Below are 21,533 nucleotides of genomic sequence, written 5' to 3'. Positions count from 1 at the left end.
ACCATCCGTTCTCGTATATGAACGTCAAGTGCCTTTCTGAACATGCGTGTTGGCCCGTGGCCATAGGTACGGACCGGTCTTCCGTCAAGGCGTGAAGTTAGAGCTCCTGCTCGGAATCCCCCGCCACAGGCCCAGGCCCCGGGGCATCGGGCCACACCCCCACGTGATCCGCCTCCGCCGTCAGCCGCACACGCCCCCGCAGCCCGTACCGCTCGACGTACTCCCCCGGCAGCTGCAGCCGCCCCGCCCTGTCCAGAACCGTGAACTCCTCGCCGCTGCCGCCCTGTTCACGCAGCGTCTCCGTAGAGGTACGTCCGTCACGGATGCGCACCGTGCGCCGGACCTGCTCCGAGACCAGCGGGTCGTGCGTGACCACCAGGACCGTCGCGCCGAGTTCCTCGTTGGCGCGGCGCAGCGCCGCGAAGACGTCCTCGCCGCTCGCCGTGTCCAGCTCCCCCGTCGGCTCGTCGGCGAGCAGCACACGCGGCGAGTTGGCGGAGGCCACCGCGACGGCGACGCGCTGCTGCTCCCCGCCGGACAGCTCGGTGGGGCGCCGGTCGCGGCAGTGCGCGACGCCGAGCACGTCGAGCAGCTCCAGGGCCCGCTCCCGGCGCGAACCGCGCGGCACGCGCGCGTACTTCATCGGCAGCGCCACATTCTCCAGCGCGGTCAGATAGGGCAGCAGATTGCGCCCGGTCTGCTGCCAGACGAAGCCGACGGTGCGCCTGCGGTAGCCGAGCCGCTCCCTGCGGCCCATCGCGAGCAGGTCGTGGCCCGCGACCTTCGCGCGGCCCGCCGTGGGCAGATCGAGGCCCGAAAGGATCGACAGGAGCGTGGACTTTCCGGAACCGGACGCGCCGACCAGGGCCACGCACTCCCCGTCCGCCACGACCAGGTCCAGGCCCTGCAGCGCCTGCACCTCGACCTCATCGGTGCGGTAGACCCGGACCAGGTTGTCGCAGACGACCAGGCCCTCGTCGGCCGCGGGACGCCCCGCGGCACGGGCCCGCGCCTCCAGGTCGGCCAGTTCGGTCCTCTTCGGCTCAGTCATCCGACCTCCCGAGTCGCAGGACGGCGCCGAGCCCCCTGCGCCGCCCGAGCCAGGTCTCCACGCCCACCGCCACGGCGACCAGGACACACAGTCCCGCACCCAGGGCCGCGGTGAACAGCACATCGGTGTGCCGCCCCGGCGCGGTGGGCCCGCCCGTGAACTCCCGCAGATCCAGGGCGGGTCCGAGCAGCGCGGGCAGCGTGAGCCCCAGTGCGGCACCGCCCGCGACGGCCGCGAGCACCAGGGGAAGGAGCTGGAGCAGATGCAGGGCGGACGTGGCACGACCGCCGAGGCCCAGGGTGCGCAGGCGTGCCGTGGTGCGGCCGCGCGCGGGCGCGGAAAGGAGCAGTTCGAGGACGAGGGCGACCAGCGCGAGCAGCACGGTGACGGCGGCGCAGCCGGTGTGCGCGGTGGCGATGGCCGCGATCAGCCCGTCGTCGTCGGCCTCGGCCTGCTCCTCGGTACGGATGCGGAGTTCGCCGGTGCCGGAACCAGGAGCGGCACGCGGCACGAGGGAGCGCAGCTCCGCGGTGTCCAGATGCGCGCCGTACAGCAGCAGCGCGGCCTCCTCGACGTCCGACGCCGCGAAGCGCCCGAGGTCCCGGTTGTCGGCGAGCACCAGCCGCTCCCTCTCCTCGGCCGCACGCCGCACGGGCCCCAGCGCCGGATCCCGCGCCACGCCGTCGGGCAACGCCCCGACCACCCGCAACCGCACCTCTTTCCCGTGCAACGCGAAGGTGAGCACCTCCCCGGGACGAGCGCCGGAGGCCAGCACACGGACTTCCCGCCACCCGCCGCGGTGAGACGCCCCGCCGCCGCCTTCGGACACCCTCTCGCCGCCACGCGACCGGCCGCTCCCGCTCAACCCCGCATCCGCCAGAGCCCGCCCCACCACCGAACCCCCCGCCGCCTCCCGCAACTTGGCCCCGTCCACCCCCACGAGGCTCGCGATCCCGTAGCGCCCGCCGTCCCTCGAACTCACCGGGTCGACCCGCAGCTGCCGTACCGTCACCGTGGTCCGTACGCCACGCGCGCGTGCCAGGCGTTGGGCCGTGGCGGGGTCGCGGGCGGCTCCCAGGAATGAGGCGTCGGCGCCGACCTGCCAGGCCACGGCCTCGCGCCGGCCTTCCAGCAGCGTCCCGGACACGAGCCCTCCGAAGACGGCGGCGGCGAGAGTCACCACGAGGACGAGCAGGGCGAGCCCGCGCGCGGGCGCCTCCTTGGCGGCGCGGGACAGGGCGATGAGCGGCACGGCGCCGCGCCTCCCCGCCGACCAGCGGGCCGCGAGCCGCACCGGCAGCGGGTAGCAGCGGACCAGTACGGCGACGGTGGCGAGCCCGAGCAGCGCGGGCACCGCCGCGAGGAGCGGGTCGGGCCCCGCGACCCCTTCCGTCCCACGCGCCCGCAACGCGAACACGCCGCCCGCCGCGAGCACGAGGACCAGGACCTCGACGACGACGCGCCGCCCCGCCCCGGCCGGCCCCCGGCCCCTGAGCACGGCCCCGTCCCGCAGCGCACCCCACGTCAACAGGGGTGCGGGCAGCCAGCAGAGCACGGCGACCGCAAGCCCCGCACCGTACGAGGGCGGCCCTCCCGGCAGCGCCCCCGCGACCGCGCAGCCACCGGCGAACCCGAGCGGCAGGATCGGCGAGGTCCGCACCGCACGCTCCAGGGCGAGCCCCGCCGCCGATGCGCCCCGCGCCCGCCGCAGCCGGTCGCCCGGCGCCCCGCGGCGTACGGCGAGGAGCGCCGTGACGACGACCGCGGCCGCGCCGACCGCGATCAGCGAGGCCGTCGCGAAGGAGATCACGACGGCGCCCTCGCGCCACTGCCGCCCGAACTCCGCGAAGGATTCCGGGAGTTCGGTGTCGGTGTCCAGCTCGGTCGAGGGATGCGTGCCGATCATGCAGTACTTGCCGCCGAACCCCCCGCCCGCGCAGGAGTCGTCGCGCACGTCGGCCGGGTACCGCGCCATCAGCCGCTGGACGTCGCGCTCGCCCCGCTCCCCCACGTAGCGCCCGGCCGTCCGCCCGTCCAGGACGAGCCGCATGTTCCACGCCACCGTGAGTTCGGCGCCCGCCTGGCTCTGCAGCACCTCGACCCCGCGCGGCGCGACAAGTGCGCTGAACGCCCCGTCCCGCGGCCGGACCAGCGCGGGCACCTCGCTCCAGAGCCGCGCCGCGCCCTCCGCACGGAAGACCCCGACGACGACCCCCACGGCGTCCACGTTCAGCAACGCCCCGGGCCCGAGCGCGATCCGCTGCCCGACCCGCAGCCCCAGCGCGTCCCGCGTACGGGCCGAAACGGCCAGCTCCACGTCCGTGCCGCGGGCCCGTGGCGCCCGCCCCTCGACGTACGAACGCCGCCCCGGCGCATCGGACGCGTACACGAACGAAACCCGGCTCCAGCGCCCCAACGCGACGCCCGCGCCCGGCAGTTGGATCCGCGTCGAGTCGTGCACGATCCGGCCGTCGAGGCCGCGGGGCGACGCGTTCTCCGCGGCCTCCGCGTACCGCGCGAGGTCGGCCCCGAAGTCGCTCTCCTGCCCGGACTTCACCTCCTCCGGATCGAACCGGGCGCTGTGCACCACCCCGGGCGCCCCCCGCTGCACCTGCTCCATCCGCGAGGCCAACGCCTCACCGGCGAGCCGCTCCCCGACCCCTGGTCCCCCCGCGACCACGGCGACGAGCACGACGACGAGCACCCCGAGACACGCGAGCAACGCCCCCTCACGCCGCCACAGCCGAGAGGCCCCCTTCACCCGTCCTCCCCCGCCCGCAGCACCCGGGCCAGATCCACCCGCCCGAGCAGCCTCGCGGCCACGCTCACCACCGCGCAGATCACCAGCGCGGTCACGCCCGCCGTCACCGTCACCCGCACCCACGGCACCGAGGTGACGAGGCCGGGGAAGACGGGCGCCCCGGAGGCGTCGACCGTCACCACCGGCATGATCACGGCGGCGAGCCCGGCCCCGAGGAGCGTGCCGAGCACCGCGGCCGCCCCGGCGAGCCCCAACTGCTCCGTCCACAGATACGCCGCGAGCTGCCCCCGCCGTACGCCCAGGGCCCGCAGCAGCGCGAACTCACGGCCTCTGGCCCGCGCCGAGAGCACCGTGTGCAGGGTGAACGCGATCACGGCGAAGGCGGGCGCGAGCAGCAGGCACAGGGTGAGCGCCCCGCGCGCCCCGCGCCGCAGCGGATCCGCCGCCAACTCCGCCCGCGCCTGCGGCACATCGACGGCCCTGCCGAGCGCGGGCCGGTCCCGCACCGCCGCGACGGCGGGCCCCGTCTCCGCCCCCTTCACCCCCACCCACCAGGCGCTCTCCGCCCCCGGCAGCGCCCCGCTCAGCACCCATTGGGCCGCCATGGCCCGGGAGTCGGCGAGCAGCCTCGGCCGGTCCCTGGGCTGTCCGGGCACGGCGGCGATCCGTCCGACGATCCTGACCCGCGCACTGCCTCCCGTGGCGCGCCGCAGAGTCACGGTGTCCCCGACGCGCACCGCCCCGGAGTCGAGCAGCGCGTCACCGGCGAGGGCGGGCGCCGCGGCGGGCCGCTTCCCTGCCCTGTCGGTGCCGAGCCGCACCGCCCACGTCGGATAGCGCAGGTCCCCGTCGGGCCCGCGCAGCACGGCGTCGACGAGCTTTCCCCGCCCCGGCCTGTCCCGGCACAGCACGGGCCCCGGCGCCTCCCCCGACGCGCGCGGCTCCTGTTCGGCCCCGGGGCATCCGGCGGCGTACCGGTCCGGCGGGTCCTGCCGCAGGTCGCGCCACCGGGCCGGGCGGGTGAGCCCCGGCACCTGATCGACCGTCAGCCGGTACGTCCGCCGCACCCGCTCGCCCACCATGCTCAGCTCGATCTGCACGATCCGTACGCGTACGTCCCCGTCGCGCGGCCCCACCGTCAGCGGCACGGTCCGCGCGCCGCCCTCCTCGATCACCACGGACGACGACCGGGTCAGCCCGTCCCCGTCCTCGAAGAAGACGGTGAGCCGCACCGGCACCGTTCTCCCGCCCCCGTCGGCGGACAACCGCACCCGCAGGGGCAGTTCACCCTTCGTCCCGGCCACGGGAAGCCCATGCCGGGGCACGCCCGCGCCGAGCGGCGCCATGAGGTCCCGCACCGGCCGGTCCGCGAGGTCACCGCGCAGCAAGGGCAGCGGCCCGCGCGCGGTGTTGACGGCCGTGACGGCCACCGCGTCCTGCCCGACGTACCCCTCGGAGGTGACCACGGGCGTCACGGCCTCGGCCCCCGGCAGCGCCTCGTAGGCGGCGCGCCGCTCCCCGACCGGCAGCGCGTCGTCCGGCTGGACCCGCAGCTCGGCACCGACCTGGAACGCCGCCTGGTCCCGGTCGCCCCGGTCCAGGATCGCCAGGGCCGTGCCGCTGAGCGCGGCGACGGCCAGGGCGAGCGTCACCACCAGGGCGGGCCCCGCGTGCCGCGCCGCGCGCCGGGCGAGCTGCCAGCCGCCGAGCGGCAGGACGAACCCGCTGCCGCGCCGTGCCAGCGGGTCGACGAGCCGCGCGACCAGCGGCAGGAACCGCAACGCGAGCAGCGCGGCGGCCACTGTCATCGCGACGGGCGCCAGGACGAGAACGGGATCGACGCCGCCGCTCCCGGTCACCGGCGACCGGTACTGCCGCAGCTGCACCCAGCCGAGCACGGCGACCGCGGCGAGCGCCAGATCCGCGCCGAACCGCTGCGCGCCCGCGAACCGCGCGACCCGCAGCCGCAGCTTGACCACGGCCCGCCGCTCCCGCACGGCCCGCACGGTCGGCAGCAGCACGGCGCCCCCGTGCACCACGACGGCGGCGAGCGCGGCCGCCCACCCCACACCGGTCACCGCGGAATCCGGCACGTCCCCGGTGACGAGCCCCGCCCCCGCGAGCCCCTGGAGCAGCGGCCCCGCGAGGAACGGCGCGGCGCACCCGGCGGGCACCGCGGCCCAGGCCCACTGCGCGGCCGTCGCCAGCGCGAGCCTCCGGGTACCGGCCCCGCGCGCGGCCAGCAGCGCGAGCTCCGGCCTCCGATGCTCGGCAAGCTGCCGCGCGGTCAGCACGAGCGCCGCCGCCGCAAGCGCCCCGAGCAACGCCACCGGCACATACAACCCGGCCCGCCCCACAGCAATCGGCCCCGCCAACCGCCCCAACGCCCGCCGCAACCCCCCGGACACCGTCACATCGCCATCACCCGCACCGGCGTAGAGGACTGGCCGACAACAGCCGCCCCCACCACCGGAAGGCCGCGAAGCCGCCCCACCCCACAGCCGAACCGGGGGCGCCCCCACGGCGCCCCCACCCGAGCCCGCCCCCACCCCCAACAATGCGTCCCCACGCCCGAACCGCTTCACCCGCTCCCGCAACGCCCCGATGTCCCCGAGCCCCAGCCCCCGCGCATCCAGCACCCCGAGCCACAGCTCCGCCGCATCCCCACCGAGCCCCGCTGCGCGGCCGAACGCCGCGCGAGGCACCACCACGACCGTGTCCGGCGTCCCGAAGGTGCTGCCCAGCGAGGCCCATACGGCAGGCGCACGCCCCTCCGTCACGTACAGACCGACCACCTTCAGGCGTACGAGCCGGTCGGCGGCGCCCCGTACGGAGATCCGGTCCCCCGGCCGTACGGAGAGCTCGGCGGCGAGCGCACCGGGCAACGCGGCCTCGACCGCCCCCGCGCCGCCCCGCGGCCACCGCCCCGCCGCCAGCACGGCATGCCGCCCGACACCCTCCAGGGCGACCACGGAGACGGTGGTGTCCTCGCGCGGATGCCCGCCGTCCCCCGTGACGAAGAGTTCACTGTTGCGCGCGGCGGGTGCCCGCAGCGCGGACCAGGTGTGGTGGGGCACATCGCCGTACGTACGGTCGAGCGCGGCCCGTACGGCCCGGTCCAGGTCCCGTCCGCCGCCCGCCCGATGGGGCGCGGCGACCTCGACGACGGCGTCCCTGTCCGCGGCGAGCCGCCGCTGGATCCCACCCTCGACGGCCCGCTCGGACAGCGTCGCGAGGGCCGCGAGCACGGTCGCGGCGAGCAGCACGGCGAGTCCGGCGGCACCCAGGACAAGCCCGTGATGCCGACTCCCCCGCACCGCGGCGGGCATCAGCCGTCCCCTCACCGCACCGGTCTCCCCCCGGGTGACCGGCACAGTATGGGCGTACGAACAAAGGCGCCGCAATGTACGCGACGCCCCGAATCACCGTGCCGCGCACGGAACTTGAGGCTCCGGTGGGCACTCGGCGGCGGCCCGGAGGAAGACACACCGATGGGCCGCACCCCCGTAGGGATGCGGCCCATCGACACTGCTCGATTCCGGCCCGGCGGGCCGCAGGTCAGCGCACCTCGGTGATCTCGGGACCGCGCTGCAGCTGCCCCATGCCACCGGAGAAGCGCGAGCCCTCCTGCTGCTCCTGCTGGACGCCGCCCTCGGCGACCATCTGCGCGTCGTCCGGCAGCTTCAGGACGATCGGGTCGCGGGGCGCCATGGGGCCGTCGCCGCGCACGACGACGGTGTCCCGGAAGATCTGCTCGAGCAGCCCGGCGGCCTGCGGCTGCACCGCGCCCTGCCCCGAGATCACACCGCGCAGGAACCAGCGGGGACCGTCGACGCCGATGAAGCGCACGACCTGCACGCCCCCCGTGCCGTCCGGCAGCTGCACCGGCACCTGGGCGCGCAGCTCCCAGCCGAGGGCGCCCTCGACCTCGTCGATGACACCGCCCTGCTGGGTGATGCCGGAGGCGATCTCCTCGCGGACCTCGCTCCAGATGCCCTCCTTCTTGGGGGCGGCGAAGCCCTGCAGCTGGATGGCGCTGTCCTGGAGCACGACCGTGGCCGCGACGATCGCGTCGCCCGCGACCTCCACACGCAGCTCCATGCCCTCGACACCGGGCACGAAGAGCCCGCCCAGGTCCACGCGGCCCTCGCCGGGCTCACGGACCTCGGAGATGTCCCAGGGTCCGTCGGGACGGGGCTCCGGCTCCAGCCTCACCCGCGACGGCGCGACGTCGGCGTCGGCGGAGTCACTGCCGTCCACACCGTCGACGACCTGCTCGTCCGCGCCCGCCGCGTCCTCGGCGGCACTGTCCTTCTTGCGACGTCCGAACACGTCACTGTCCTTCCCGGTCGGATACGACCGATGCGTATCGATTCCCACCCGTTTGTTGGCCCGGGCCCATGCCCGGGCCCATGCCCGGCCCCGCGCTCTCGACCAAGCCCGCGCCCACGGCGGCATGGCCACCGGTGGACCCGAAGCCCCCCTCGGCCCGCGCCGATGCGGGAAGCTCCGCCACCTCCTGGAAGCGCACCTTCTCGACCTGCTGGACGACCAGTTGGGCAATCCGGTCGAAGCGCTCGAACCGCACGGCCTCGCGCGGGTCGAGATTCACCACGATCACCTTGATCTCCCCACGGTACCCGGCATCCACCGTCCCCGGGGCATTCACCAGAGCCACACCGCAGCGTGCGGCGAGCCCCGAGCGGGGGTGCACGAAGGCCGCGTACCCCTCGGGGAGCGCGATGGACACGCCGGTGGGCAGCACGACCCGTTCGCCCGGCGCGAGTTCACAGGATTCGGTGGTCCGCAGGTCGGCGCCTGCGTCACCGGGCTGCGCGTACTCCGGCAGCGGCACTTCGGGGTCGACACGCCTGATCAGGACGTCCAACGGGGCACGGGATGTCACGGGTTCACCTCGAAGGCGCGGGCGCGCCGGGTCTGGTCCGGGTCGTTCATGGCCGCCCGGATCTCCTCCTGGCGGCCGTTGTCGATGAAGTGGTCGACCTTCACCTCGATGAAGAGGGCGTCGGCGCGGACCGCGACGGGCCCCTCGGGGCCGCCGATCCGTCCGGTGGCGGTCGAGTAGATCTTGCGTCCGGCGACGGCCGTGACCTCGGCTTCCAGGAACAGCACGGTGCCCAGCGGCACGGGCAGCAGGAAGTCGGTCTCCAGGCGGCCGGTCACGGCGATCACCCGCAGCAGCCAGTTCAGCGAGCCGAGCGTCTCGTCGAGCGCGGTGGCGAGGACGCCGCCGTGGGCGAGGCCCGGGGCTCCCTGGTGCGCCTCGCGCACGGTGAACTCGGCGGTGATGCAGACGCCTTCGCCCGCCCGAGCCGCGAGGTGCAGCCCGTGGGCCTGTCCCGCGCCACAGCCGAAGCAGTGTTCGTAGTGGGCGCCGATGAGCTCGCCGGGTGCGGGCGCGTCGGGGTGCCGGACGGGCGCTATGGCCTCGGCCGGGGGCGTCAGAGCTGCAGATGTACCACTCACAGGCGCAGACCTTACCTCCGCGTCAGCGCTCACAGCTCACCGTGCCAAGCTTGGCTTCATGCAGCCTTACGAAGAACGCCTGACCGCGCCCCGCACGTGGTGGCTCGTCTCGGTCCTGGTGGGCGCCGCGATGGCCCTGATCCTGCTGCCGTTCGGCGCGCTGCCGCTGCTCGGCGGCCTGGTCGGCGGCACGGCCGCGGCGGCGGTCGTCACCAGTGCGTACGGCTCCGCACGGATCCGCGTGGTGGCGGGCTCACTGGTCGCGGGAGACGCGAAGATCCCCGTCTCGGCCCTGGGCGAGGCAGAGGTCCTGAACGGCGAGGAGGCGCGCGCCTGGCGCACGCACAAGGCCGACCCGCGCGCCTTCATGCTGCTGCGCGCCTACATCCCCACGGCCCTGCGCGTGGAGATCACGGACCCCTCGGACCCCACCCCGTATGTGTACCTGTCGACGCGAAACCCGGAGGCGTTGGCGGCGGCACTGGACGCGGTACGCGAAAGCGCCCCGTAAGGGGCGCGGGGCTGTGTCGATATGCGGCTCCGCCGCGCGGGCCGCGACCAGCCACAACGAACCCGCAGCCTCAAGGGGACCTCAGCGCCCCAGCTCCTTGGGAATCTCCCCCACCCGCAGCGGATCGACCGGCTTCTCCAGCGGCGGCAGCTCCGGCAACGCGTCCCACGGCACCTGGACCTTCCGCAGATCCTCCCGAATCCGCGCGGCCAGCTTCTTGGTGTCCCGGCGGTTCATGACCGCCCCCACCGCCGCACCCACCATGAACGGCATGAGGTTCGGCAGGTTCCGCACCATCCGCTTCATGATCTGCTGGCGCAGCTCCCGCTTCATCTGGCCGCCGAGCGCCGCGTTTATCGTCGCGGGCTTCGCGACATCGATGCCGCGCTCCTCCGACCAGGAGTTCAGATACGCCGTGCTGCGCAGCTTGAGTCCGCCTTCGGGCCGTCGCCCATAGACCTCGTGCAGCTCGGCGATCAGCTTCAGTTCGATGGCGGCGACGCCGGTGATCTCGGCCGCCAGTTCCGCGGGCATCGCGGGCGGCACGGGCAGCATCGCCGCGGCGCCCACGCCCGCGCCGACCGTGGAGGTCGCGTTGGCGGCACCGGCGATGAGCTTGTCCGCGAGCTGCTCCGGGCCGAGGCCGGGGAACTGCTTGCGGAGGGTCGCCAGATCGCGGACCGGGATCCGCGGGGCGTTCTCGATGAGCCGGTCGGCGAGATAGCCGATGCCGGCCTTGGCGCCGCGCCCGCCCTTGCGCACGCCTTTCTTCACCCCGTCCGTGACGGCGGCAACACGGCCACCCAGAGAACCGTCTCTGCGTACGGTCCTGAGCGCCTTGTCGGCCGCCGTCGCGTCCGGCGCCACCTCTAGGGCGCCCGCCGGTCCGAGCGAGGCTGCTCCGCCTGCGGAAGAGCCCCGCTCGTCGTCACGTGCGCCGTCGCCGAGGGCGCCGGCTTGGTCCGCTCCGCGCTTGCGGAAGCGGCGCTTCCTGAACGGGGTCGAGCCAGTCACGGCCGACCCCGCCTCAGTCGCAGTCGCGGCAGATCGGCTGGCCGTTCTTCTCCCGGGCCAGCTGGCTGCGGTGGTGCACCAGGAAGCAGCTCATGCAGGTGAACTCGTCCTGCTGCTTCGGGAGCACCCGGACGGCGAGCTCCTCGTTGGAAAGGTCCGCGCCGGGCAGCTCGAGGCCCTCTGCGGCCTCGAACTCGTCGACGTCTACCGCCGAGGTCGACTTGTCGTTCCGTCGAGCCTTCAGCTCTTCGATGCTGTCCTCATTGACGTCATCGTCGGTCTTGCGTGGGGTGTCGTAGTCCGTTGCCATGTCGCTCTCCCCCTCTGGGTGTCTGCGGTGTCTCCAGCGCACGTAACGCGTGAGAGGCCGGACTTGTGCCCGACCCGAGGCGGAGATTTTGCCTCACATCAAGGTCTGTTACTCAATCGACACCCAACCGCACCCCTGAAGAGGTGATCGGGTTGGATGGCGATCGGGACCGTACACGGTCCGAATGTCGCACTTCACGGGCGCCACCCCGTGTACTTCCCGTGATCAAGACCCCCGAAAACCCGGATTTTCCCGGCTTTCCGACGACTTTCGCGATCACGGAGAGTAGATGGCCGAAAAATCGCCTCTGTGATCGGTCACACACGAATCTCCCGGGATCGGGTCCCGAAAATTCCGCGCAAAGCGAACAGGTCGGCGAGTCCGCGACAGCATCTCAGAGGGAGAGAGTGACACGCATCACGAGTCCACCCCCCTCTCGCGGCTCCGCGATGATACGGCCTCCGTGGGCCCGTGCCACCGAGCGGGCGATCGACAGACCGAGCCCGACGCCCTTGTCGCTGCCGGTCCGCTCGGTCCGCAGCCGCCTGAAGGGCTCGAAGAGGTTGTCGATCTCGTACGCGGGCACCACAGGGCCCGTGTTCGACACCACGAGGACGGCCTGGCCGTGCTGGGCCTCCGTGGTGACCTCGACCCAGCCGCCCTCCCGCCGCCCGCCACCACCCTTCTCCTGAAGGGCTTCGCCCTGCCCATCTTGACTCGGCACGTTGTACCGGACGGCGTTCTGGACGAGGTTCAGGGCGATCCGCTCCAGGAGGACGCCATTGCCCTGGACGACGGCCAGACCGCGCTCCCCGCGGATCTCCACGCCCTTCGCCTCGGCCTCCGCCCGCACCTGGTCGACGGCGCGGTTGGCGACCTCGGCGAGGTCGACGGGCTTGCGCTCCACGATCTGGTTGTCGCTGCGGGCGAGCAGCAGCAGGCCCTCCACGAGCTGCTCGCTGCGTTCGTTGGTCGCCAGGAGCGTCTTGCCGAGCTGCTGGAGCTCGGGCGGCGCCCCCGGGTCGGAGAGGTGCACCTCAAGGAGCGTGCGGTTGATCGCCAGCGGCGTGCGCAGCTCGTGCGAGGCGTTGCCGACGAACCGCTGCTGCGCGGTGAAGGCCCGCTCCAGACGGTCCAGCATCTCGTCGAAGGTGTCCGAGAGCTCCTTCAACTCGTCGTCGGGGCCGTCCAGTTCGATGCGCCGGGTCAGGTCCGTGCCGGCCACGCGGCGCGCGGTGCGCGTGATGCGGCCGAGCGGGGACAGGACGCGGCCCGCCATGGCGTACCCGAAGGCGAAGGCGATCACCGCGAGCCCGAGCAGGGCGAGCAGCGAACGGCTGAGGAGGTTGTCCAGGGCGTGCTGGCGCTGGGTGTTGACGCAGTCGTTGACCGCCGCGTTGAACTCGGTCGCCGATGCCTGGCTCGGCAGGTTGCAGACGTCGCTGGTCACCTTGCCCGAGACGATCTTGAACGGCAGGTCGCTGCCCACGTTCAGGGCCTGCGCGGCGAGCAGGTAGATGATCGAGAGCAGCAGGATGCCCGCGATCAGGAACATGCCGCCGTAGAGCAGCGTGAGGCGTATACGGATCGTGGGGCGCAGCCACGGGAACGGCGGCTCGGCCTTCCTCGGGTCCCACGTCGGCTTGGGGGGCGCCGCCGGTGGCGCCGGGGTCGCGGCCACCGGGGATCAGATCCGGTAGCCGGAGCCCGGCACCGTCACGATGACGGCGGGCTCACCGAGCTTGCGGCGCAGCGTCATGACGGTGACCCGGACGACGTTCGTGAAGGGGTCCGTGTTCTCGTCCCAGGCCTTCTCCAGGAGCTGCTCCGCGGAGACGACGGCGCCCTCGCTGCGCAGCAGCACTTCGAGGACCGCGAACTCCTTGGGGGCCAGCTGGATCTCCTTGCCGTCGCGGAAGACCTCGCGGCGGTTGGGGTCGAGCTTGATCCCGGCACGCTCCAGGACGGGCGGCAGCGGCACGCTGGTGCGCCGTCCCAGGGCACGCACGCGTGCCGTCAGCTCGCTGAACGCGAAGGGCTTGGGGAGATAGTCGTCGGCGCCGATCTCCAGGCCCTCGACGCGGTCGCTGACGTCGCCCGACGCGGTGAGCATCAGGACGCGGGTCGGCATGCCGAGCTCGACGATCTTGCGGCAGACGTCGTCGCCGTGCACGAGCGGGAGGTCCCGGTCGAGCACCACGACGTCGTAGTCGTTGACCCCGATGCGCTCGAGGGCGGCCGCTCCGTCGTACACGACGTCGACGGCCATGGCCTCCCGGCGCAGTCCGGTGGCCACCGCATCGGCGAGCAGCTGCTCGTCCTCGACGACGAGTACGCGCACGTCGCTGTCCTTCCTCTGTGCCCTGCGGGCAGGGCAGGTCTCTGTTGATGGGGGGTGAGACCTCCATCCTGCCCCTTTCGGCCATAAACCGGCTGTAAGACGGCCTCGGGCCCGGGGAATGCGGGATTTTCTCGGTCGGTTGAGGTTTCTGCGGAAGGGAGCCAGGGGAGGACGGCCTTACACCCGCGATCACGCTTTGTATGTGGCACGCCACGAACTGCTTTCCGCAGGGCAGCGAGAGACGTGATCGCCCCTTCTTTGAGGGCACACCCCCGTGCCATCGACCCACGACCCAGCCGAGGGGGCGCAACCATGGACGCATTCACCGCAGGTCTCCTGCAGCGCATAAAGGCCACGGAGTCCGACCTCACGAAGGCCCGTGAGACGGGAGACGACTTCCTTGCCGAGGTCGAGCAGGCGGAGCTGGAGGATCTGCACCGCCTGGCCGCCGAGCACGGAGTCGAGGTAGGCGCTCTGCACGCCTGACCGGCGCCTGAGTCACGACGCGGAAGGGCCCCGGCACCTGAGGACGAGGTGCCGGGGCCTTTCTGTGTGCGCTCTGTGCGCCCCGTAAGGGGCGCGGGGCTCTGACATGTGCGGCTCCGCCGCGTGGGCGCGGGCAACCCCCACCGGCCCGCTGGCGCACGGGACCGCACATCCAGCGGAGCGCTAATCGTGCCAGGCGCCGAGGTCCTCCAGGAGGCCCTGGAGCGTCTCGAAGAGGCCGGGCGGCGCCGCGATCGCCAGCTCCCCGGAGAGGGCCTCACCGGGGCGGCCACCGGTCAGCGCGCCCGCCTCACGGGCGACGAGGTCACCGGCCGCGAAGTCCCACGGGTTGAGCCCGCGCTCGTAGTACGCGTCGAGCCGGCCCACCGCGACGTCGCACAGGTCGATCGCCGCGGAGCCGCCGCGCCGGATGTCGCGCACCTGCGGGACGAGGTGCCGGGCGACCTCGGCCTGCCGGACGCGGCGCTCGGCGATGTAGCCGAAGCCGGTGCCGACGAGGGCCTGGCCGAACGGGGGTGCGGGACGCACGCGCGCGGGCTTGTCGTTGACGAAGGCGCCCTCCCCGAGGACCGCACGGTACGTCTCGCCGCGCATCGGGGCGTGCACGACGCCGACGAGGGTCTCGCCGTCCTTGCGGGCGGCGATGGAGACGGACCAGTCCGGGCGCCCGTAGAGGTAGTTGACCGTGCCGTCGATCGGGTCGATCACCCACTGCACACCGCTGCTGCCCTCGGAGCTCGCACCCTCCTCGCCCAGCACGCCGTCGTCAGGACGGCGCTCGGCGAGGAAGCCGGTGATGAGCTTCTCGGAGGCGATGTCCATCTCGGTGACGACGTCGACCGCGCTGGACTTGGTGGCGGCCACGCCCAGGTCGTCGGGGCGGCCGTCGCGCAGGAACTGCCCGGCGCGGTGCGCGGCCTCCAGGGCGACGCCCAGGAGTTCCGCCTTCAGATCTGTCACGTCTGTCACGTCCGTGTCCTTACGCGTACGGGCTGTCGACGCCCGCGGCGGCGGGCTTCGGGGCGCGGGCCGGGCAGCAGCCCACCGGGCACAGGTCGTGGCTCGCCCCGAGGCTGCCCAGGGCGCACGGCGTGACCGGCCTGCCGCTCTCCGCGTCGGCCCGCTCGACGACCAGTTCCCTGATCGCCGCGGCGAACCGCGGGTCGGCGCCGACGGTCGCCGAACGGCGCACCGGAAGGCCCAGCTCCGCCGCCTTGGCCTCGGCCTCGGTGTCGAGGTCGTACAGGACCTCCATGTGGTCCGAGACGAAACCGATCGGGACCATGACCACCGCGGGCGCGCCCGCGGCGTGCCGCTCCTCCAGGTGGTCGCAGATGTCCGGCTCCAGCCACGGGATGTGCGGGGCGCCGCTGCGCGACTGGTAGACGAGCTGCCAGGGGTGCTCGACGCCGGTCTCCTCGCGCACCGCGTCGGCGATCAGCCGGGCCACGTCGAGGTGCTCCTTGACGTACGCACCGCCGTCGCCGTGGTCCTCGGCGCGGCCCGAGGTGTCCGCCGCGCTGTTCGGGATCGAGTGCGTCGTGAAGGCCAGGTGCGCGCCCTCCCGTACGTCTTCGGGAAGCTCGGCGAGGGACTTCAGGACGCCGTCGATCATGGGGCGTACGAAGCCGGGGTGGTTGAAGTAGTGCCGCAGCTTGTCGACCCGCGGCAGTTCGAGGCCCTCGGACTCCAGGACGGCGAGGGAGTCCGCGAGGTTCTCGCGGTACTGCCTGCAGCCCGAGTACGAGGCGTACGCGCTGGTGGCCAGGACCAGGATGCGGCGGCGGCCGTCGGTGACCATCTCGCGCAGGGTGTCGGTCAGATAGGGCGCCCAGTTGCGATTGCCCCAGTAGACCGGCAGGTCGAGGCCGTGCTCCACGAAGTCCTTGCGCAGGGCGTCGAGCAGAGCGCGGTTCTGCTCGTTGATCGGGCTGACCCCGCCGAACAGGAAGTAGTGCTGCCCCACCTCCTTGAGCCGCTCCTTGGGGATGCCGCGCCCGCGCGTCACGTTCTCCAGGAACGGGACGACGTCGTCGGGGCCCTCGGGGCCGCCGAACGAGAGCAGGAGCAGGGCGTCGTAGGGCGTTGGATCGAGCGCATCGGACATGCATCCGATCCTGCCACCCGCCACTGACAGCCGGAAAATCACGGTGCGGTCGGCCGGGCCGGAGCCGTAAGCTGTATCGGCCACCTTTACGCCTTACCGGAGCCCCTCCCGGACGGGAGCCGCCCCGGCATTTCAGCGGAGTCCACGTGCCCAGCCCCTACCGCGCCATCTTCGCCGCCCCCGGCACCAAGGCGTTCTCGACCGCCGGGTTCCTCGGCCGTATGCCGCTGTCGATGATGGGCATCGGCATCGTGACGATGGTGTCCCAGCTGACCGGGCGGTACGGCCTCGCGGGCGCGCTGTCCGCCACCGTCGCGCTGTCCGCCGCCGCGATCGGGCCGCAGATCTCGCGCCTGGTGGACCGGCACGGCCAGCGCAGGGTGCTCAGGCCCGCGACGCTGATGTCCCTGACCGCCGTCGCCGGGCTGCTGCTCTGCGCGAAGTTTGAACTGCCGGACTGGACGCTGTTCGTGTTCGCCGCCCTGGTCGGCTGCGTGCCGAGCGTGGGCTCGATGATCCGGGCGCGCTGGGCCGTCCTGTACCGCGACACCCCGCAGCTGCACACCGCGTACTCCTTCGAATCCGTGGTGGACGAGGTCTGCTTCATCTTCGGGCCGATCATCTCGATCGGTCTCTCCACGGTCTGGTTCCCCGAGGCGGGACCGCTGCTCGCCGGGGCGTTCCTCGCCGTGGGCGTCTTCTGGCTGACGTCCCAGCGGGCCACCGAGCCGGTGCCGCACCCGCGCGAACAGCACACCGGGGGCTCGGCGTTGCGCTCCGGCGGGCTGCAGGTGCTCGTCGCCACGTTCGTCGCGACCGGCGCGATCTTCGGTTCGATCGATGTGGTCACGGTCGCGTACGCGGAGGACCAGGGCCACAAGTCGGCGGCGAGCCTGGTGCTCGCGGTCTACGCCCTGGGCTCGTGCCTTGCCGGAGCGGTGTTCGGGCTGCTGCACTTCAAGGGCGCCCCTGCGCCCCGGTGGCTGCTGGGCGTCTGCGCGATGGCCGTGAGTATGATCCCGCTTCAACTGGTCGGGAACCTTCCGTTTCTGGCCGTGGCGTTGTTCGTCGCGGGCCTCTCCATCGCACCGACAATGATCACGACGATGGCCCTCGTCGAGCAGCACGTACCACGCGCGAAACTGACCGAGGGCATGACCTGGGTGAGCACCGGTCTTGCGGTCGGCGTCGCGCTCGGCTCCTCCGCGGCAGGCTGGGTCATCGACGCCGCGGGATCGGACGCCGGGTACGCGGTGCCGGGGGTCTCCGGAGCCGTCGCGGTCGTGGTCGGGTTCCTGGGGTATCGCCGGCTGAAGCGGCCGGTTCCGCAACGGGGAGGGACGACCCATGAGCACGGGAACGGGAACGGGCAGCGGGAAGAGCACAGGGACATGGCGTAACTGGGCGGGCAACGTCGCCGCGCGGCCGGTCAGGGAGGTCACCCCGGCCTCGGTGGACGAGCTCGCCGCGGCCCTGCGCAGGGCCAAGGACGACGGCCTCAGGGCGAAGCCCGTCGGCACGGGTCACTCCTTCACGGCGACCGCGGCGACCGACGGCGTCCTGATACGCCCCGACCTCCTGACCGGCATCCGGAAGATCGACCGCGAGGCGGGCACGGTCACCGTGGAGGCCGGCACCCCGCTCAAGCGCCTGAACGCGGCGCTCGCCCGCGAGGGCCTTTCGCTCACGAACATGGGCGACATCATGGAGCAGACCGTCTCCGGGGCCGTCAGCACCGGGACGCACGGCACGGGCCGCGACTCGGCCTCGATCGCCGCCCAGATCAGGGCACTTGAGCTGGTCACCGCGGACGGCACGGTCCTGACCTGCTCCGCCGACGAGAACCCCGACGTCTTCGCGGCCGCCCGCATCGGGCTCGGTGCGCTCGGCGTGCTCACCGCGATCACCTTCGCCGTGGAGCCCGTCTTCTATCTGACGGCCCGCGAGGAGCCGATGACCTTCGACAAGGTCACCGACGAATTCGACGCCCTCTTCACAGAGAACGAGCACTTCGAGTTCTACTGGTTCCCGCACACCGGCAACTGCAACACCAAGCGCAACAACCGCAGCCCGGGCCCCGCGGCCCCGCCCGGCAAGGTGAGCGCCTTCATCGAGGACGAGCTGCTCTCCAACGGCCTCTTCCAGGTGGTCAATTCGCTCGGCCGCGCCGTCCCCGCGACCATCCCCGGCATCGCCAAGATCTCCAGCAAGGCGCTCTCCGCCCGCACCTACACGGACATCCCCTACAAGGTCTTCACCAGCCCGCGCCGGGTGCGCTTCATGGAGATGGAGTACGCCGTCCCGCGCGAGGCCCTGGTGACGACGCTGCGCGAACTGAAGGCGATGGTGGACCGCTCGCGGCTGCGGATCAGCTTCCCCGTGGAGGTCCGCACGGCGCCCGCGGACGACATCGCGCTCTCCACGGCGTCGGGCCGGGAGAGCGCGTACATCGCCGTCCACATGTACAAGGGCACGCCGTACCAGGCGTACTTCACGGCCGCCGAGCGGATCTTCACCGCGCACGAGGGGCGGCCGCACTGGGGCAAGGTGCACACGCGCGACGCGGAGTACTTCTCCAAGGCATACCCCCGCTTCGGCGAGTTCACGGCCCTGCGCGACCGCCTCGACCCGGACCGCCTCTTCGGAAACGACTACCTTCGGCGCGTCCTGGGCGACTGACCCCGCTCTACGGAGCGGGCGTCTCGCCCTGGGCGTCGCCGCCCGTGCCGGTCCCGCTGCCGCCGCCGCTCGACGGAGTGGGCGTCGGGGTCGGCGTGGGCGTCGGGTCCGTCTTGGAACCGTCGTCTCCGGAGTCGCCGCCCTTGTCCTTGTCGGGGTCCGTGCCGGTGCCCTTGTCCGGGTTCTCCTTGGAGCCGGAGCCGGAGCCGGTGCCGGGGGTCTGGCCGCCGGTCCCGTTCGGGTCCTGGGTGGCTCCGCCGTCCTTGTCCGAACCGTCGCCGGTCCCCGGAGTGCCGTGGCCCGAGGGCTGCTCGGACGGCTCTTCGGAGGGCGTGGACTGCTTCTTCGGAGAAGTGTTGTTCCCCGAGAGGCCGTTGCCGATCGTCGTGCCGTTGCCGCCGCTGAAGTTCTCGTCGGCAACGAGTTCGTACGTGGTGATCCCTGCCATGGTGACTCCGAACACCACGGCCGCGGCGACCAACGGCCGCTTCCAGCTGCGGATCTGCGTACGGTGCGTCGTGCCCTCGGTGAACTCGTCCGACGGGAGCGGAGGTTCGACCGGAGACACCCCGGCCGGACCCGTGGTGCGCAGCACACGCGTGGCGTCGTCGCGCGACACCGGCTGTGTGGCGTCCACCGACCCGAGGAGCTGGGTCCGCTCGGCGTCCGGGTCCGCGGCGGGCAGCACGGCCGTGGGGTCCGCGGCACCGGCGGCGGGCAGCACCGTGGTCCGGTCGGCATCGCCGTCCTGCGGCCTGCCCCACGTCGTGGTCACGGGCCCGGTGGTGGACACCGCCCCCGTATAGGCGGCGGTTCTGAACGTCTCGGGCACCTGTGTCGCGGCCGTCACGGGAACCTGGCGCGCCTTCGGCTTGGCCTGGACCGTGACGTCACGTATCTGCTCGCCCGTGCGCTTGAAGAAGTGCTGGAAGATCGTGCCGCCGCAGGTCGCGATCGCGCTGACGACGCCGGCGCCGAGGATCGTCCCGTAGACACCGAGGTTCGACGCGAGCTTCGCCGCGATGACCGCGGCGATGGCACTCCCCGCCACCTGCGGCACGCTGAGATCGAGGCGCCGCTTCTCCCCCGGCTCCTCCTGGTCCTTCGACTCCTTGTCGGAATCCGGCTTTTCACGCATCTCCGACCCTTGCCTGCCTTTCCCGACCGACCTCACGAGTCATGACTGACTACACGAGAAAGGGACGTATGACCGAAGTGATTAGTTCCGTTTCTGGTGTTTCCGTGAAGTGCGCCACGCGCGCGTGCGGTCGAACGGAGGGGAAAGGCCGCCAACTCCCTTCCCCCACGAGAAGTTCGGCGGCGCGGCGGTCCACCCGCGTGGCCCGAATGGAGTACTGTTGCGAGCCCTGGGTCCGGTCTCCCGCCAGGGTGCCCGGGGCCTTCCAGGACCGCCGGGTGGGGGGCCCGCTGCACAGGGTGACGAACGTCGTCACTTAGCGTTGCGAAAAGGTAACCGTGCCATAACGGCGATCCAGGGCCCCTGCCCGACACGCCGGGCAACTCGGCAAGGTTGTGGCAGGCTGCACCCGGGCAGGCCACACTCGACTAGCGGAAGCAGCGACGCACGTGACGTCGGCAGGCACCACCCGGGAGGTCCCCATGCCCGAACTGCGTGTCGTGGCCGTCAGCAACGACGGCACACGGCTGGTGCTGAAGGCTGCGGACAGCACGGAGTACACGCTTCCGATCGACGAGCGGCTGCGTGCGGCAGTCCGCGGCGACCGGCCCCGACTCGGCCAGATCGAGATCGAGGTGGAGAGCCACCTCCGCCCGCGCGACATCCAGGCACGGATACGTGCCGGTGCCAGTGCGGAGGAAGTCGCCTCGCTCGCCGGAATCCCCGTCGATCGCGTCCGCCGCTTCGAAGGACCCGTGCTCGCCGAGCGCGCCTTCATGGCGGAGCGGGCGAGGAAGACCCCCGTGCGCCGTCCCGGCGAGAACACCGGACCCCAGCTCGGCGAGGCCGTCCAGGAGCGACTCCTGCTGCGCGGCGCCGACAAGGACACCGTCCAGTGGGACTCCTGGCGACGTGACGACGGCACCTGGGAAGTCCTGCTCGTCTACCGGGTCGCGACCGAACCGCACTCCGCGAGCTGGACGTACGACCCGCCCCGGCGGCTCGTCCAGGCCGTGGACGACGAGGCGCGCTCGCTGATCGGCGAGACCGACGACATCGCCGCGCCCGAGCCCAGCTTCCCGTTCGTGCCGCGCATCGCACGGCTGCCCAGGGACCGTCCCCAGGACCGGCCGCTCGACCGTGCCCTCGACCGGCAGCTGGACCGCCCGAGCATCCCCGCTCCCCCGGCCGACCCGCCGGAGGAGAGCACCGGTGCGGGCTCCGCGGTCGCCGAGCAGGAGCGCGACTCGCTGACCAGCCTCCTGGAGGCGGTGCCGAGCTTCCGGGGCGACATGGTCGTGCCGGAGCGCCCGTCGGCCGCGCCCGCCGCGGAGCTGCCCCCGCAGGAGGAGGCCGAGCAGGAGCCCGAGGCCGAGGAGCCGCCCGCGGCGTCGGCAGGCGCCGGTTCCGCGTACGCGGACGTGCTCATGCCCCGCTCGGTGGCCAGCCACCGCGACCGCCTCGTCGGCTCCACGGACCGCCAGGCCGAGGCCGACGGCGTACGCCCCGGGCGACGCGCCGCGGTGCCCAGTTGGGACGAGATCGTCTTCGGCACACGGCGCAAGAAGCAGGAGTAGGCGCGAAGAAAAGCCGTGTCTACGGAGAGGGGGGCCACACCGTGTCGGTG

Annotated in this window: 18 protein-coding genes; 5 read left to right on the top strand and 13 right to left on the bottom strand. The window is 72.8% G+C overall.

Annotation, left to right across the window (positions count from 1 at the left end; all coding sequences use genetic code 11):
* Nucleotides 1-97 precede the first annotated feature (97 nt).
* The 6 genes from ACFWZ2_RS40420 to ACFWZ2_RS40395 form a co-directional block, all read right to left on the bottom strand.
* The gene (locus tag ACFWZ2_RS40420; RefSeq protein WP_384554620.1) at nt 98-1,051 is read right to left on the bottom strand and encodes an ABC transporter ATP-binding protein; all 954 of its coding nucleotides are present in this window, start codon (nt 1,049-1,051) and stop codon (nt 98-100) included.
* Nucleotides 1,044-3,812: a hypothetical protein gene (locus ACFWZ2_RS40415; RefSeq protein ID WP_384554618.1), complete on the bottom strand. Its 2,769-nt coding sequence runs from the start codon at nt 3,810-3,812 to the stop codon at nt 1,044-1,046. The genes ACFWZ2_RS40420 and ACFWZ2_RS40415 overlap by 8 nt, the downstream gene beginning before the upstream one ends.
* Nucleotides 3,809-7,141 carry an FtsX-like permease family protein gene (locus tag ACFWZ2_RS40410; protein WP_384554616.1) on the bottom strand — a complete coding sequence of 1,111 codons (3,333 nt, stop codon included), beginning with the start codon at nt 7,139-7,141 and terminating at the stop codon, nt 3,809-3,811. The genes ACFWZ2_RS40415 and ACFWZ2_RS40410 overlap by 4 nt, the downstream gene beginning before the upstream one ends.
* A 229-nt stretch (nt 7,142-7,370) precedes the next feature.
* A complete protein-coding gene (locus ACFWZ2_RS40405) occupies nt 7,371-8,144 on the bottom strand; it encodes a DUF3710 domain-containing protein (RefSeq protein ID WP_384554614.1) in 774 nt (257 codons plus the stop codon).
* A 1-nt stretch (nt 8,145) separates the two neighbouring features.
* Nucleotides 8,146-8,718 (bottom strand): dUTP diphosphatase, encoded by a 573-nt coding sequence (gene dut, locus ACFWZ2_RS40400; RefSeq protein WP_384554612.1) that lies wholly within the window; start codon nt 8,716-8,718, stop codon nt 8,146-8,148.
* Nucleotides 8,715-9,299 (bottom strand): PaaI family thioesterase, encoded by a 585-nt coding sequence (locus tag ACFWZ2_RS40395; protein WP_384554610.1) that lies wholly within the window; start codon nt 9,297-9,299, stop codon nt 8,715-8,717. The genes dut and ACFWZ2_RS40395 overlap by 4 nt, the downstream gene beginning before the upstream one ends.
* Nucleotides 9,300-9,357: 58 nt before the next feature.
* Between ACFWZ2_RS40395 and ACFWZ2_RS40390 the strand changes: the two genes are divergently transcribed.
* Nucleotides 9,358-9,810, top strand: coding sequence for a DUF3093 domain-containing protein (locus ACFWZ2_RS40390; RefSeq protein WP_384554608.1), 453 nt, complete (start codon nt 9,358-9,360; stop codon nt 9,808-9,810).
* Nucleotides 9,811-9,891: 81 nt separating this feature from the next.
* On the opposite strand, the gene ACFWZ2_RS40385 is transcribed toward ACFWZ2_RS40390, so the two are convergent.
* From ACFWZ2_RS40385 to ACFWZ2_RS40370, 4 genes are all read right to left on the bottom strand, one after another.
* Complete coding sequence (locus tag ACFWZ2_RS40385) at nt 9,892-10,824, bottom strand: hypothetical protein (protein ID WP_384554606.1); 933 nt, start codon at nt 10,822-10,824, stop codon at nt 9,892-9,894.
* Between the two features lie 13 nt (nt 10,825-10,837).
* The gene (locus ACFWZ2_RS40380; RefSeq protein WP_055544889.1) at nt 10,838-11,134 is read right to left on the bottom strand and encodes a DUF4193 domain-containing protein; all 297 of its coding nucleotides are present in this window, start codon (nt 11,132-11,134) and stop codon (nt 10,838-10,840) included.
* A 394-nt stretch (nt 11,135-11,528) separates the two neighbouring features.
* Complete coding sequence (locus ACFWZ2_RS40375) at nt 11,529-12,815, bottom strand: sensor histidine kinase (RefSeq protein ID WP_384554603.1); 1,287 nt, start codon at nt 12,813-12,815, stop codon at nt 11,529-11,531.
* A 6-nt stretch (nt 12,816-12,821) separates the two neighbouring features.
* Nucleotides 12,822-13,475 carry a response regulator transcription factor gene (locus ACFWZ2_RS40370; RefSeq protein WP_055544891.1) on the bottom strand — a complete coding sequence of 218 codons (654 nt, stop codon included), beginning with the start codon at nt 13,473-13,475 and terminating at the stop codon, nt 12,822-12,824.
* 312 nt (nt 13,476-13,787) lie between these two features.
* Here ACFWZ2_RS40370 and ACFWZ2_RS40365 point away from each other — a divergent pair, with 312 nt between their 5' ends.
* Nucleotides 13,788-13,961, top strand: a complete 174-nt coding sequence (locus ACFWZ2_RS40365; RefSeq protein ID WP_167357823.1) for a hypothetical protein — start codon at nt 13,788-13,790, stop codon at nt 13,959-13,961.
* A 183-nt stretch (nt 13,962-14,144) separates the two neighbouring features.
* Here ACFWZ2_RS40365 and ACFWZ2_RS40360 read toward each other — a convergent pair whose 3' ends face one another.
* Together ACFWZ2_RS40360 and ACFWZ2_RS40355 are read right to left on the bottom strand one after the other, a co-directional pair.
* The gene (locus ACFWZ2_RS40360; RefSeq protein WP_384554628.1) at nt 14,145-14,942 is read right to left on the bottom strand and encodes an inositol monophosphatase family protein; all 798 of its coding nucleotides are present in this window, start codon (nt 14,940-14,942) and stop codon (nt 14,145-14,147) included.
* A 19-nt stretch (nt 14,943-14,961) separates the two neighbouring features.
* A complete protein-coding gene (locus ACFWZ2_RS40355; RefSeq protein ID WP_384554601.1) occupies nt 14,962-16,089 on the bottom strand; it encodes a ferrochelatase in 1,128 nt (375 codons plus the stop codon).
* A gap of 146 nt (nt 16,090-16,235) precedes the next feature.
* On the opposite strand from ACFWZ2_RS40355, the gene ACFWZ2_RS40350 reads away from it, so the two are divergent.
* Entirely contained in the window at nt 16,236-17,489 is a 1,254-nt protein-coding gene (locus tag ACFWZ2_RS40350) for an MFS transporter (protein ID WP_384554599.1), read from the top strand.
* On the top strand, nt 17,437-18,768 hold the full coding sequence (locus tag ACFWZ2_RS40345) for a D-arabinono-1,4-lactone oxidase (RefSeq protein WP_384554597.1): 1,332 nt from the start codon (nt 17,437-17,439) through the stop codon (nt 18,766-18,768). The genes ACFWZ2_RS40350 and ACFWZ2_RS40345 overlap by 53 nt, the downstream gene beginning before the upstream one ends.
* A 7-nt stretch (nt 18,769-18,775) precedes the next feature.
* Here ACFWZ2_RS40345 and ACFWZ2_RS40340 read toward each other — a convergent pair whose 3' ends face one another.
* Entirely contained in the window at nt 18,776-19,906 is a 1,131-nt protein-coding gene (locus tag ACFWZ2_RS40340; RefSeq protein ID WP_384554595.1) for a hypothetical protein, read from the bottom strand.
* Between the two features lie 482 nt (nt 19,907-20,388).
* Between ACFWZ2_RS40340 and sepH the strand changes: the two genes are divergently transcribed.
* Nucleotides 20,389-21,483 (top strand): septation protein SepH, encoded by a 1,095-nt coding sequence (gene sepH, locus ACFWZ2_RS40335; RefSeq protein ID WP_384554593.1) that lies wholly within the window; start codon nt 20,389-20,391, stop codon nt 21,481-21,483.
* The last annotated feature ends 50 nt before the right edge of the window (nt 21,484-21,533 follow it).

The sequence above is a fragment of the Streptomyces sp. NPDC059002 genome, from assembly GCF_042740435.1.
GTDB lineage: Bacteria > Actinomycetota > Actinomycetes > Streptomycetales > Streptomycetaceae > Streptomyces.
The sequence above is the reverse complement of the archived record's forward strand: the minus strand, read 5'-3'. Positions and strand labels throughout refer to the sequence as shown.